General features: G+C 46.9%; 8 protein-coding genes. 1 reads left to right on the top strand and 7 read right to left on the bottom strand.

The annotated features are described in order from the left end of the window. The first annotated feature begins 120 nt into the window (after nucleotides 1-120). Entirely contained in the window at nucleotides 121-4,467 is a 4,347-nt protein-coding gene (locus AC4QZR_RS07180; protein ID WP_494480276.1) for an NACHT domain-containing protein, read from the top strand. A 280-nt stretch (nucleotides 4,468-4,747) separates the two neighbouring features. Here the strand turns inward: AC4QZR_RS07180 and AC4QZR_RS07175 are convergent, their stop codons facing one another. The 7 genes from AC4QZR_RS07175 to AC4QZR_RS07145 all read right to left on the bottom strand — a co-directional run bounded on the left by AC4QZR_RS07175 (nucleotide 4,748) and on the right by AC4QZR_RS07145 (nucleotide 14,585). Then, a complete protein-coding gene (locus AC4QZR_RS07175; RefSeq protein ID WP_494480275.1) occupies nucleotides 4,748-5,380 on the bottom strand; it encodes a recombinase family protein in 633 nt (210 codons plus the stop codon). Between the two features lie 287 nt (nucleotides 5,381-5,667). Further along, complete coding sequence (locus tag AC4QZR_RS07170; protein WP_494480274.1) at nucleotides 5,668-7,692, bottom strand: heavy metal translocating P-type ATPase; 2,025 nt, start codon at nucleotides 7,690-7,692, stop codon at nucleotides 5,668-5,670. Between the two features lie 17 nt (nucleotides 7,693-7,709). Then, nucleotides 7,710-8,075 carry a DUF3703 domain-containing protein gene (locus AC4QZR_RS07165; protein WP_494480273.1) on the bottom strand — a complete coding sequence of 122 codons (366 nt, stop codon included), beginning with the start codon at nucleotides 8,073-8,075 and terminating at the stop codon, nucleotides 7,710-7,712. A 30-nt stretch (nucleotides 8,076-8,105) separates the two neighbouring features. After that, nucleotides 8,106-8,555 (bottom strand): Fur family transcriptional regulator, encoded by a 450-nt coding sequence (locus AC4QZR_RS07160; RefSeq protein ID WP_494480272.1) that lies wholly within the window; start codon nucleotides 8,553-8,555, stop codon nucleotides 8,106-8,108. A 10-nt stretch (nucleotides 8,556-8,565) separates the two neighbouring features. After that, on the bottom strand, nucleotides 8,566-9,753 hold the full coding sequence (locus AC4QZR_RS07155; RefSeq protein WP_494480271.1) for an efflux RND transporter periplasmic adaptor subunit: 1,188 nt from the start codon (nucleotides 9,751-9,753) through the stop codon (nucleotides 8,566-8,568). A 21-nt stretch (nucleotides 9,754-9,774) separates the two neighbouring features. Then, nucleotides 9,775-14,160, bottom strand: a complete 4,386-nt coding sequence (locus tag AC4QZR_RS07150; RefSeq protein WP_494480270.1) for a CusA/CzcA family heavy metal efflux RND transporter — start codon at nucleotides 14,158-14,160, stop codon at nucleotides 9,775-9,777. Nucleotides 14,161-14,267: 107 nt separating this feature from the next. Then, on the bottom strand, nucleotides 14,268-14,585 hold the full coding sequence (locus tag AC4QZR_RS07145) for a DUF6660 family protein (protein WP_494480269.1): 318 nt from the start codon (nucleotides 14,583-14,585) through the stop codon (nucleotides 14,268-14,270). Between the last annotated feature and the right edge of the window lie 285 nt (nucleotides 14,586-14,870).

The following is a 14,870-nucleotide window of genomic DNA, read 5'->3' as shown; positions in this document are numbered from 1 at the left end:
CATTCACTTCAGGCTTATTAGCTAAATATGTCAGTAGCCTATTAAAGTTGTCCCAGGATTATAATAGGCGCTTGTATTATACTCTGATCTTTGTGCTTATCAACTTTTATAAGTTTAGCAATGCAACAACAAGTTTCTTATCAATGGCAACGTCGCTGGCTTTCAATTTCTTCTCATCCTTCAGCAAAGCATCCATACCCTATAGATAACACAGGTTATATAGCAGGTACTGAATGGGGCCCTGGATTAGCCATGAAGCCTGTCGGTATAACCTTAGAAGAGCTTGAACAGGATTTGTCCTGTGTAATTTTATTGGGTGAACCTGGAATAGGTAAATCATATGAATATGATAAGCTTAGGAGTGTTTTAGAAGATAGAATTGACAACTTGTTTTTGGATCTAGGTTCTTTCACAACAGAAGATACTTTACGGAGAGAAATAGAAGAATCTGCTGAGGTTGTGGAATGGCAGAAGTCAAATGCCATTCTTACTATATGGCTAGATAGCTTAGACGAAGGATTATTGCATATCAACAGATTACAAGATGGGCTTTTAAGAGTGCTGAAAAGACTTGATTTAAATCGCTTACGTCTTCGAATCACATGTAGAAATGCAATTTGGCCAGTTGCTTTTACAGAAGAACTGGAAAGTCGGTGGAAAAAACACAGAGGTCCAACATCAAAACACGTTTCCATATTTTTACTAAGTCCACTTACACAGTATCAAGTAAGGCAGGCGGCGGAGCAAGAAGGTTTTGATGCCGAACGATTTTTATCTGCTATTGCAAATGTAAATGCCCAGCCACTGGCAAGTAGGCCAGTTACTCTTCAGTTATTAATCGACCTTTATAAGGATTATCAGCCTACATTTGGTATATCCGAAAGTTTAGGTAGAGCAGGATTATACGAGCGTGGATGCTTAACATTATGTGAAAAGCCTAATCGGGAGCGTGAAGGACAGAATAAAATAGACGGGAGAGCCCGTTTATTGCTAGCTGGTTACTTAGCTTTTTTAGCCGTGTTGACCAATAGAAGGATAATCCATATGGATCCAGTTCTGGGCAACCTGGGAGCAAATGAACTCGATCCTTATGCTGTTGGGATAGGTTTGACAGCTAAATGGGAAGGTATTCAATCTCAAATTTCAGAAAATTCTGTACGGGATTTACTTAAAAATACTGGCCTTTTTACCGATGTAGCTAATAAGCAAATGGTTTGGACACACCAATCGTATGCAGAGTTTTTAGCTGCATGGTATCTGAATCTAACAAAGCTTCCTTCTATCAGTTTACGATCCATCTTCCGCTCATCCGCAGACCCTTCAGGAGGAATTGTTCCTGCTCTTCAAGAAACTGCTGCATGGCTGACAGAAATACAGCCAGCTTTTTGGAATGAAGTATTGGATATGGATCCAATGGCTTTAATACGGTCAGACTTACGAGGATTGAATAATGAACAACGTGCCGCTTTAGTACAAAGGTTAATAGAATGGTTAGGTAGCCTAGCATACCCGCCGTATAGAGAAAGCGGCGAAAGTAGCTTTATGCAGTATTTATCTCATCCAATGCTTGCAGATCAACTTCTCCCGATCTTATCAGATCCAGCTGCACCTAAAGCGCCTCAACGCTTCGCTTTGGATATGGTAGTAGCCTGTAAAGTAAGTGAGCTTCTAGTAACTTTCTTAAACCAAACTCTTGATATTTCTTTGCCCTTCACAATGCGATTGGATGCACTGAATATTTTAGCTGTATTAGCTAACGATGAGGCCAAGATAACGCTACGTTCTCTATTAAAATCACCTATACCTGAAGAAGATGTTAGAGACGACTTTAGAGGAAAGCTGTTGCTGATTCTTTGGCCCAATCACATTTCTGCTGATGAAATGTTTCCTCTACTATCTAAAGAAAAAGATGATCATTATGTAGGAGTGTATCGCCTATTTTTAGATCAATTAGAAAAAATAGAAAGCTTTGAGCTATCCCAGGCTACAGTCATTGCTAGTATGACGTGGTTAACAAATCATTTGCATAAAATCAAATTTCAATATAGACGTGAAAGATACTGGCAAACGATTAATCGCCTTGTGACACGAAGTGCTTGGCGATACATACATGTAACTGCAGTTATGCAGGTAATGGCTGATTTTTTTGTTACACTAAATGGCGAACATGCATACTATTATTTAGAAGGTTCAACCGATGAAGGTAGGGTGAATCTATTTAAGACTTTCCTTTATGGGAAAAACCGACCACAGCCACACAGTATAGTTCACAATCATAGTAGTCAGGCCGCACTTTTATCTCAGACAGATTGGGATATCGTGTATGCCCTTATTAATACATCTCTCTCTGCACCAGCAAGAGAATGGCTTACACGTGTGCTAATGTTTCTTTTGAAACAAACTCTTGATAATGAAATTAGAGCAGTGTATTGTCAACGTTATGATCAGCTGCTAGATGTAAAGCGAAGATATGCTTCTAGCAGAAAAGCGTTTTACTCATGGTTTAAAGTAGTAGATCTAGATAGCGAAGATGCGATAGATGGTAGAGAACATATCTTAAGTCTTAGGAAGGAGGAAAGAAAGAAGCTAATAAAAATGAAAAGGCGGCGGAAAGATAAGCTGCATTCAATAATAACAAAACGTAATCACCTTCAACAAATTCTAGCTAAAGGTAAATCGGCAACTTTCGATGAGTGGTATTTAGCGCTTGGCTATGTTTGCTCTAAAAGAGAGCAAACTGGTTTCCTTTCCTATAATGATATTTCCCAATCTGAAGGTTGGGGAAGACTCTCTGAAATACAGAAGAACAATCTGATTGCCTTAGCAAGTGAAATCGTTTCTCGTTACTCTGTTCCTCCTGAAAGATGGTATTCGATTGATAAAAACTTATATAGCTTCCCAGGTATAGCACTACACAGAGCGCTTCTGTTATGCCATAGTCAGCAGGTCTCATTTATACAAACTCTCTCTGTTGAGTTTTGGAGAAATTGGGCTCCTTTTCTTGTGCAAATGGATAGCTATGGTAATGATCATACCTATGAATTGAGCAAGCTAGCGGCCAGTGTTGTTCCCGAAATAGTAGATTCTGCACTCTTACTTAAAGCTGATGCATACGAGGGCAGGAAAGAGAACTTCTATAACTTTAGTTATTGGTATAAAGCTCTTCCAGTAGCAAAGTTTCCCTTACATATGTTGACGGCGATAAAGGCTGGTGTATGGGACGATGATTTTAGCGCTTCCCTACTTATAGAAATGTTAAAAGTAGACTTTCAGCAGGCTTGGGAGTACGCACAACAGTTAATACAAGAAGCTAACAATGTAGAATCTATAGAAAGGGAAAAGCTTTTAATTTCAGTTTACTCATGGCTCTTGTTTAAGCGTGACAAAGTCAGTCATGACGCATGGAAATATTGGGAGCATTTAAGTTGCAATCCAAGTTTAGCAGAGACCATAATAGAGAAATCCGTAAGCATCGCCACACGTGGAGATTTGTATTATCTAGCTTCATTTGGTGAACATGAGCTGCATTCATTCATCTTGTGGCTTACTTATGCATTTAGCCTTACTCCTGATGATAAAGATAACTGGAAAGACAAGAGTCCAAAAGGGAATTTTGTAGCACTACGTAATGAAGCTGTGATTGAGTTGGCCTCGAGAGGTACAGAGTTAGCTTGGCAAATACTTGAGCAGCTTTCAGAACAAATGGGCCAACCATTTTGGTTACGTTTTCGCATAGATCAAGTGCGGGAAAACTTACGACGAAATATGTGGAATCCAATAAGTTCAGATGCTCTGATAAAACTAAGTCAAGCCAGCAATCGACGTTGGGTAAAATCAGCAAGAGATTTGCAGGAGCTAATTTTAGAATCCTTAAGTCGCTTTCAAGCTGACTTGCATAATGAACTCATAGCTGCAGAAGTGCTATGGTTACCCCTAAAAGACCCAACGGACGAAAGAAAAACATTAGGTTATAAGGTAAGAGATGAGAATTTTCTATCCAACGTTATTCGCCGACACCTTGTGCAGGACTTGCGGCGATCAGACATTTTGGTTAAAAGAGAAGTTGAAATAAGGCCCTCATTTGGTGCCAAAACGGGACAGCGCACGGATATTTATATTGATGCCTTTACCATGGAGAAAGGCGATAATACTGATATAGTAACTGTCGTAATCGAAGTTAAGCTTAGCAAGAATGATGAGGTTGAGGAAGCGCTTAACGGTCAACTTGTACCTTACTTAAAAGACCAAAGTTATAAACATGGAATTTATATCGTTGGATGGCATTATGGTGAACATGATCCTAAGCCTTTAAGAAATAAATCACTTCCTGACTTACATGCATTATTGAAAGTGCAAACACATGCTGCAAATACTGATTACACTATAAAAACAATGCTTCTGGATATCCGCTTACCAGCTGATAAGGAAAGAAGCAGCATGGAAGATCATTTCTTTATTGCTATCTAACGGCCCATTAAATATGTTATTTGTTGAAGTCAATAAATCATGAAAAAAATTAACTTAATAAGCAGAAGTCTTGGAAGCTCCTTTTTATTATTGGGGGTGTCTTGAGGAAATGGAAACGCTTTTGGTCAGACTGGGTAGGTCTATTTTGCCAAGGCAATATTTGTTTTAGCGAATAATACAGGCTCTCATCCGCTAGCTATTAAAAAGGAAATTAGATCTGCAGTCCCTGATAGAATAACTTTGTCATAGATTATTAGCCTAATAGGATAAAGTGCTAGCCCTAGACCAGCTCTCCCATTGTACGCTTTACCTTCATCACGGTATTAGGTGAAACGGCACATAGCTTGGCAATCTCGCGTACTGAGCATCTGCCTTCCCTGAGGTACCCAGCTACCTTTTTGTTCTCATCCAGCAACTTGTCCGAAGTCTTTACGCTGCCTTTAGGTCTGGCAATGTGCTTACCCTGGCGCTTGGCTTCCTGTTGGCCTGACACGATCCGCTCCACCAGAGACTCCCGCTCCATCTGCGCCAGATCTGCCAGTATACCTAACACCATCATCGTTATCGAGTCTTTCTTTCGGTGCTTGTCCAGCGAGCGCAGGTTACGGTTTATCACATGCGTGCAGACGCCCAGATCAGCCAATTCCAGGATGATCTGGCGCACGTCCATGTTGTCCCTTCCCAACCTAGACAGCTCCAGACAAATCACCTCTGTAATCTCTCGGCGTCTTGCCAGCTCAAAGATCTTTTCCATGCCTGGGCGCTCGTACTTATTCTTCATGCCTGATACGGTTTCGCACACGGTATAGACCACTTCAAAGCCATGACGGGTAGCGTAGTCGTTGAGCTCAGTAACTTGGCGGTCGGTGTTCTGCCTGGCAGTGGAGACACGGGTGTACAGGACGGCTTTCATATGCAGTTGAGTTAATGGTTATATAGTCTGCTGTAAATATAATAACTGTATCATAATAAGCTACTGCTTTATGTAATACAGTTGGTGTTGATAATAATACTCGCAGGGAAAGCTAAAAGGCCGACTAATTCAGTGATACTTTTTTTGATACAAGACATACACGTTGATGAGCGTGTTACATCAATTTGGCTAACTATGCTGATAAGTGTCCTGTTTATACTTATGGTTTTAGAATAAATAAGGAGACCCATACCCAGCTCTCCTTATTATTGACTACATGAGTGTTATTAAAATTTCATCCGCTGTATCCGCACCGCATTCAAGATAGCCAAGAAAGCAACCCCAACATCTGCAAATACCGCTTCCCACATGGTTGCCAGTCCACCAGCCCCTAAGATAAGCACGATAGCTTTTACGCCGAAAGCGAGCGCAATATTTTGCCACACGATCTGTTTCGTTTTCTTACCAATCTCGATAGCAGTCGCTATCCTGGCAGGGTGATCTGTCTGGATCACCACGTCTGCCGTTTCAATAGCAGCATCCGAGCCAAGCCCACCCATCGCCATACCTACATCGGCCAGGGTGATTACAGGCGCATCGTTGATACCATCGCCCACAAAGGCAACTGTTCGGCCTTCTGCTTTTAGTTTTTCTACATGGGCTACCTTATCCTGGGGTAACAGCCCACCGTATGCTTCATCCAACTGTAGTTCTTTGGCTACCTTCTGTACAATGGAGTCTTTATCGCCCGAGAGCATCACCAGTTTCTTCACACCCAGTTGCCGCATTCGTTCAACAGCTAGTGGCGCATCTTCCTTTGTTTTGTCCGCAATGGTAATGTAACCAGCGTAAACACCGTCAACCGCGACCAAAACAATCGTCTCCACAATCTCTTTTATGCTCGGGTCATACCCGACCTCAAACTTATCCAGCAACCTTCCATTACCTACCAGCAGTTCTTTACCGTCCACTGTTCCTTTCAAACCATGACCGGATATTTCTTCTACCTGGCTTACGGCATGTTGTTGATAGGTCTGCCCTGCCTCGGCAACAACAGCCTGGGCAATCGGATGGGTAGACTTGCTCTCCAATGCTGCCACAGCAGATAAGAACCATGCTTTATCGGGCAGTACCGTTTCAATCTGCTGCACCTGGAAAACACCCTCAGTAAGCGTACCGGTTTTATCCATCACAACAGTGTCTACCTGTGTCATCAGGTCCAGGAAATTAGAGCCTTTGAATAGCAAGCCGTTACGCGAAGCAGCCCCGATGCCACCGAAATAGCCTAGTGGTATAGAAATAACCAGCGCACACGGGCAAGAGATAACCAAAAATATCAGCGCCCGGTAAAGCCACTGGTTAAAGTCATAGCTATCGAAAACAAAGTAAGGGATAAACGTAAGCCCTATGGCCATGAAAAAGACAATAGGCGTGTATACTTTGGCAAATTTGGTAATGAACTGCTGTGTTTTGGCTTTGCGGCTACCCGCTTCTTCCACAAGTTTCAGGATCTTTGACAGCGCGCTATTCTCATAGGCAGATGTGACCTTGAGTTCAATCACCTGATCCAGGTTGATCATCCCGGCCAGCACTGTTTCGCCTTTTGCTTTGGTATCCGGTTTGGATTCCCCTGTCAGGGCCGCGGTATTAAAAGAAGCGCGTTCGGTCAGCAACTCCCCATCCAATGCTATTTTTTCCCCGGCTTTCACCTGCACTGTCTCGCCTATTTGTACCTCTTTCGCTTTTTTAATAACCACGCCATTATTCGTAACCACGCCCACTTCATCCGGCCGGTTGTCAATAAGTGCTTTTATAGAACGTCTGGAGCGTAGTACTGCGGCTTCCTGGAAGTGCTCACCGATCACATAGAAAAGCATCACGGCTACTCCTTCGGCATACTCTCCAATGTAGAAAGCCCCAAGTGTGGCCATGGTCATCAGGAAAAACTCATTAAAAAAACTACTTCGAAGGCTCTTAATCGCATGCCACACCACACGCCAGCCAACCAGCACATAGGCAATGCTATAACTTAAAAGGCGTACGTAGCCTGTAAACCAAGGCGTATCCAGGTAGTCCAGTAGGATGCCTCCGAGTAGCAAAATAAGGCTAATAGCTGTCGGGATATAGGATGCTTTTGCCTCTTCTTCTGCGTGGGCATGCTCGTCAGCACCCTTTACTTTAGTTTTCCCATCCTCCGAGCAACATTCTGCACCTACATTGGGTCCTGGTGCTTCTGCGGTCCGGGGAGAAGTGATCTCCAATGGCTTAAAGTCTTCTTCTATGTTATTACTTGTTTCAGTGTTCTTATTCATAGTTCTTGTATTAATAGTTATTGGGTAGCATGAATGATCTGCTGCAAATCATCCGGAATCGGCAAAGGTTTTAGTGGTGGTACGTTTGCCCCACCGGTATTGCCGAGTGGGATCATTCCAGCCCAGGATTTAATGCCTCCTACTAACAGGCGCGGCAATTGTCCAATGACTTCTTTTACGTCTCTGGTTTTAAAGCCAAACCAAAGCATTTGCCAATGTACAGCGGTGTGTGCAAGCGGGTAAGGCTGCCCCAAAATATGCGCCCGTTCCAAGTGTTGCCATGCTTGCAATATCAGTCCTTGGTCCCAACTAGTGTGGTAAGCCCTTAACTCTTGCTGGTAATAAGGGCGGAGCTTCGCTGGCATGTTCCAGTTAAATTTCATCGTGTTGTCCTTCTAGTTTCTATTACAAAGCTACTGCCCCTTAGCCTGCAATTGCATTGCATTTTCAGCCTTGCACCTCCCACAAATGCCCTTCACGATCAGGCTCACTTCCTCCGACGAAAATTCAGTAGGTATAGAAATATCAGGGATGCGAGCGGTGGGCAAGCAATAGGTTTCGGAACACCGGCTGCAATGGAAGTGTACATGCAGGTCCTGATGGTTCTCCGTCTGACAATCATCTGCACACAGCGCATACTTTACCGAACTGCTACCATCGGCAATACGGTGTACCAATCCTTTTTCCTCAAAGGTTTTTAGTGTACGGTACAAGGTGATGCGGTCTGAACGGTGAAATGCGGCTTCCAGATCATTCAGGCTTACTGCTGCTCTTTGGGACTTGAGATAATCTAATACCAGCAGGCGCATGGCCGTAGGCCGAATGTATTTTGCTTGCAGCAGCATGTCTAGGTTTTGTAGCATAGCTTCTAGCTTAATGATGGCCACCTTCTTCTTCGGCGTTTCGCATTTTAGCCAGCAGCGAGTGTGCGCCTTTCGTTACAAAGTTACTGGCTGCCGTATCGACTCCGGCAGGAAGGGCGATCTGCACAAAGCCTCCTTCTTCAATACCACGTTCTACAGGCACCATGCGAAATTGCTTCATCACGGCATCACCTTCTTTTGCCTGCCCAGTGTATAGAAAGACATAACTACTATTATTTTCCTGCACCACTGCCGCTTCCGGTAAAGCCAGTACCTGCCGGTTATCCAGCGCTACCTGAGCCTGCACGTACATGCCGGGTACCAGGTCTTTGTCTTCCTCTTCCATGTGCGCATGCACCTGTACGGTCCGTTCCGGGCTGATCTCTTTACCGATCAGGTAGATCGTAGCCTGATGATTCATAACTGTTTCACCCGGAAGCGAATAATGTACTTTTTGTCCGTTTTTTAAAGTAGCCAGGTCTTTCTCAAACACGGTCAGCTCTACGTGCATGTGGTCGGTATCGGCAATGCGGAATAGTACATCCGTAGGGGCCACGTATCGTCCCACATCTGCATTCACAAAGGTTATGTATCCTTCTAGCGGTGCATAAATTGGCAGAACACGTTTGATCTTGCCATTTCGCAGTGAGCCATTGGTAATGCCGATGATGGCTAAACGTTCCTGCAAGGCCTGCACCCGCGTTTGTATGCTTTTATACTCTGCCACGGTCTGTTGGTAGGTTTTAGCTGCGGTGACTTGTTCTTCATGTAGCTCTTTTTGCCGTTTGTATTCCAGCTCCAGATAGTCCAGGCGATTTCTGGCTTCCAGGTAATCTTCTTGCAAGGTCACAAATTCCGGGTTTTCGATCGTAGCCAGCAATTCTCCTTTCTTCACGTAGCGGCCTTCCATTACTTCTGTTTTCCGGATGAACCCGCCGAGTGGAGCAGTGACCGAAGACATGTTTTGTGGGGGCAGATCCAATTTACCCGTAAGGGTCAGCATGTTGCTCAGGTTCCGCATTTCGGGTTTACCTAACACAATGCCTGCGACTTGATACTGCTCTGTGGTAAGTTCTGCCCTGTCGGGCCTTTCTTCTTCATGCGCTTCCGTCTCTTCCTGTGCCGGTTCTGCCGTATTGCCACAGGAAGTAAAAGTTAGAAAGCAGGTAAGGTATGCGATATAGATGATCCTTTTCATGTCGGATGATTTCTCTTGTGATTATAGTTGATTTTCCAGGATGTACTGTACTTCGATGACAGCCCTGTCATAAGCATAAAGCGTTTCCAGGTAATTGGTCCGGATGGCGAGTCCCCTGTTCAGGTTCAGGATGTAGTCCTGGTAACTGATCTCTCCGGCGCGGTAAGCTTTCGTGGCCTGGGTGATGATAAGCTGTGCCTGCGGCAGGGCAGTCTTTTCGTAGTAAATTAGGCTACTTTGTCGTTTTAGAGCCTGCTGTAAGGCAACTTCGACATCCGCCCGCAACTCATTGCGCGTTTGCTGCAGGTTCAGCTTTGCCACATCAGCCTGTATTTTAGCAGCCTCAATGCGACGCTTCTGTGGTTTTATCCAGAGTGGGACAGCAACCCCAACAGAAACTTCCTGTGGCGCTTCAAAGGCTTCAGCACCGCTAGCGTGGCCCCCTAAGGTGCGATTCGTATACCCAAGCTGCAGGTCTGGCAACATCTTCGCGCGCTCCAGCTTGGTTTCTGCCTGCTGAACGGCTACTTGCTGTTGTGCCAGGCGAAGCCTTGGGTTCTGCTCTAATTGCGCTTCGGTTATGGTAGGCAAAGGAAGCCGGTTCAGCACCGTATCGGCAGTCGCTACAAGCGTATCGGTTACCAGCAATGCCTGTAGCCTTTCCTGGAAGACAGCAAGATCTGTTTCCGCCTGAAAAGCGTTATTGCGCACCTCAGACAGCTGTGCTTCAGCACTTACTTTCTCCAGCAGGTTCGTCTCACCGGTGCGTAGCCTGACCTGTGCGGCTTTAGAAAACTGTACATACAGGCTGTCCTGGTAGGTAAGTAAGCGTAGTCGTGACAGGGCATACACAAGGCCGTAATAGTTGAGCCTCACATCGCGGATAACTTCCCGCTGGCGTTGTGTAAGATTAACTCTGCTGACTTCAATCAGTTCATCGGCTAACTTGGCCTGCCTGCTATAGAGAGTCGGCAGTGACAGGGACTGCGAGACAGAAATCTCGTTGTCATAAGTACCTGTAGCCAGTTTTCCGGTTGAGAACCGTACTTGCGTTTTGTCCAGATTCCAGGAGGCTTCTTGCAAGGTTTGACTTCTTTTTACGTCTAGGCTGGCAGCGCTTACTGTAGGGTTCTGCGCAAGCGCACGGTTCACTGCTTCCTGTAAGGTATAATGCTTCACAGGACCTTGAGCAAGGGCAGCCGGTGCCGAGCTTAACAGAAAACCAAAGCTTGCAAGGATCAGGAACAGGGAGACAGCAGCAGTAGAGAAATTACCACCGCCTGATTTATTGTTTCTGCGTTGCACGTAATAATTTTCCAACAGGATGTAGAGTACAGGCAATACCACCAGGGTAAGCAACGTGCTCGTTACCAGTCCCCCGATCACTACCGTAGCCAATGGTTTCTGTACTTCCGCTCCCGCCGTATTTGAGAGCGCCATCGGCAAAAAGCCTAACGATGCCACGGTAGCTGTCATCAGTACCGGTCGCAACCGGATCGCCGTACCGTTCAACACCACCTCCCGCAAACTTATACCCGGGTGCTCTTTGCATTGCCTGTTAAACTCGGCAATCAGCACAATACCGTTCAACACAGCTACACCAAACAAAGCAATAAACCCGACTCCGGCAGATATGCTAAAGGGCATACCGCGCAGCCACAAGGCGAGTACTCCACCTATAGCAGATAAAGGAATAGCTGTAAATATCAAAAGAGAGTGTCGCACAGACCGAAAGGTCAGGTATAGCAGCAGGAAGATGAGTAACAGGGCTGCCGGAACAGCAACCGAGAGCCGCTTGTTGGCTTGCTCCAGGTTTTCAAACTGGCCTCCATAGGTAACAAAATACCCTACGGGTAGCTGTACTGCGCGATCAATCTTTTCCTGTACTTCCTCCACCACGCTGGCAATGTCACGTCCTCGCACGTTAAAGCCTACGATGATGCGTCGTTGGGCATCTTCTCGCTGAATCTGGTTAGGTCCCTGTCGGTATTGGATGTCGGCCACCTGCGTGAGCGGCACCTGCCCTCCGGTTGGAGTAGTGACATAAAGCTGCCGTACATCGTTAATGTCCTGCCGTTCTTCCTGGGTAAGGCGCACCACTATATCAAAACGGCGGTCCCCTTCATATACCATCCCGGCGCTTTGTCCGGCAAAAGCAGCGTTAATGGTTTGATTGACTGTTTCCACGTCCAACCCGAATTTGGCGATCTGGTCGCGGCTAATGTTGACGACGACCTGGGGAAGCCCTGATACCTGCTCTACATAGAGATCTTCCGCTCCTTCGACCGAGGCCACCACGCGGCCTACTTCCTGCGACAACCGGGTTAACTCGGCCATATCTTCCCCAAAGATCTTGATGCCTACGTCCTGCCGCACCCCGGAAATCAGTTCGTTTGACCGCAGCTGTATGGGCTGGGAAACACCGAAGGTGACACCCGGAATGGCTTCCAGGGCCTCGGTCATCTGGCTGGCCAGCTCTTCGCGGGTGTCGGCGCTGGTCCACTCGTCCTTGTCCTTCAGTATAATGGTCACATCCGCCGCTTCCATCGGCATCGGGTCTGTCGGTATCTCGGCAGCCCCGATCTTGCTGATCACTTCCTTTACTTCCGGAAACCGCTCTTTCAGGATGCGGGAAGCCAAAGATACTTTTTCGATGGTCTCGGACAGGGAGCTACCTGTTAGCAGCCTGGTTTCCAGCGCAAAGTCACCTTCATCCAGCGTGGGTATAAACTCGCTGCCCATGCTGGAGAAGAGCAGCAGGGCTATGGCAAACAAACCGACAGCCAGCAACAGCACCAGCGCCTTCATCCTTAAGGCCCCCTTGATAACGGGACTGTAAAGGCTCTGGAAGAAGTCCATCATCCTGTCAGAGAAGTTACGCTTGTGCGCGGTGTTCTTGCTCAGCACCAGCGCCGACATCATCGGAACGTACGTCAGGGAAAGAATGAAAGCACCCAGAATGGCAAAGGAGACCGTCAGCGCCATGGGCCGGAACATCTTTCCCTCTATTCCCACCAATACTAGGATAGGCAGGTACACGATCAGGATGATGATCTCGCCGAAAGCAGCCGAGGTGCGGATCTTGCGGGCCGACTCGTACACTTCCTCGTCCATCTGGGCCTGGGTAAGCCTCTTATCACCACGCAAGCCCAGGTGGTGCATGGTGGCTTCCACAATAATCACGGCGCCGTCCACAATGATACCGAAATCTATAGCCCCCAAGCTCATCAGGTTACCCGTCACATTGAACAGGCGCATCAGGATGATGGCAAACAGCATGGCCAGGGGTATGACAGAGGCCACCACCAGACCGGCGCGAAGGTTCCCCAAAAAGAGCACGAGCACAAAGATCACAATAAGGGCTCCTTCGATCAGGTTGCGCTCCACGGTACTGATGGCTCTTCCGATCAGCTCACTCCGGTCTAGGAAGGCTTCGACGGCCACTCCCTCTGGAAGAGTCTTTCGGATCTGTTCCATGCGCGTTTTTACCCGCTCCACCACCTGATTGGTGTTCTCCCCTTTGAGCAGCATCACAATGCCGCCCACCGCTTCGCCCTGGGCATCGGTCAGGGCCCCGTAGCGGTTGGCTGTGCCAAACTGCACCTGGGCTATATCTGAGATAAGGACCGGCGTGCCGTCAGAGGTGTTGCTGACGACCACTTTCTCCACTTCGCTCAAGCTCTCGATCAGCCCTTCGCTGCGCACAAAGTAGGCGTTGGGCTTTTTGTCGATGTAGGCCCCGCCGGTGTTGCCGTTGTTGCGCTCCAGGGCTGTGAGCACATCCGTGATACTCAGGCTGTGCGCCTTGAGCCTGTCAGGGTCTATGGCGATTTCGTATTGCTTTAGGTAGCCGCCGAAACTGTTCACCTCCGCCACGCCGGGCGTGCCCAGCAGCTGCCGACGAACGATCCAGTCCTGAATGGTGCGCAGCTCCATGGCGGAGTACTGCTGCTCATAGCCCGGCTTGGCGTGAACCACATACTGGTAAATCTCGCCCAGTCCTGTGGAGATAGGCGCCATCTCGGGGCTGCCGATGCCTGGCGGTATGTTCTCGGAAGCTTCCGAGAGCCGCTCCGCCACCTGCTGTCGCGCCCAGTAAACGTCCACGTTCTCTTTGAACACAATGGTTACCACGGAGAGCCCGAAACGGGATATGGAGCGCACTTCCTCAATGTCCGGGATGGTGGACATGGTCTGCTCCACGGGAAAGCTGATGAGCCGCTCCACTTCCTGGGCTGCCAGCGAAGGGCTGGAGGTGATGACCTGTACCTGGTTGTTGGTGATGTCCGGGATGGCATCGATGGGCAGCTGCGTCAGGGAATAGCCGCCCCAAATAATAAGCGCAAGGGTCATCAAGCCGATGATGAGCTTGTTGTGAATGGAAAAATGAATGATTTTATCTAGCACCTTTACTGTTTTTAGTACACAAATAGACATAAAGGAGCAGGTCCATGCCGAAACCCTCCGCGTGCATGGCAGCGGGAAGGCATACTACTCCTAAGGAAAACTAAAAACTAGACTTTAGGCGGATGCCAGAAAGGGAAGGATGGCGATGAGAACTCTCGCGCATGATATGGACTGTTATAAGCTACATGTTTTGGCTCAAGTAAGGAAGCCTCATAAGGCAATGGCGTAAAAAGAGAAATGCCACCGCAGCAATTGCATTCGCACAAAGGAGAGCACAGGTCAGCCTGTTGCTCGGCATCGTTGTGTGTGTCATCTACAGAGATGGATGATGTCGTACCTGTTGCATAGGCCGTGCCGCTGTCCGTGCAGGGGAGGCACGCCAGGGTGAGGATGATCATAGCCCATAGAATGGTCAGATACTTCATTTTACAAAGATAAATAGAAAATTTGTTTGCACCTAGTCTATAGGTACTCCCTGAAGCTATGTAAGGTTCGTATCTTGAGCTGATTCTGGTCTGCTTTAAGCATACAATCTTCTAAGTATTGTAGTGGCTGTGTTTTTAACCAGTCAAGGCCTACATTGACGATAGGGTGCAGAGAAGGGTGCAATAGTTTAACACCTTTATGCCTTACCTGACATAGATCTACTACCTGTGATCATTCCTTTGGTATCTATGTACATACATTTAAATGGAACAACCCTTACACTA

The organism is Pontibacter sp. YIM B11418, from assembly GCF_059278805.1.
The sequence above is the reverse complement of the archived record's forward strand: the minus strand, read 5'-3'. Positions and strand labels throughout refer to the sequence as shown.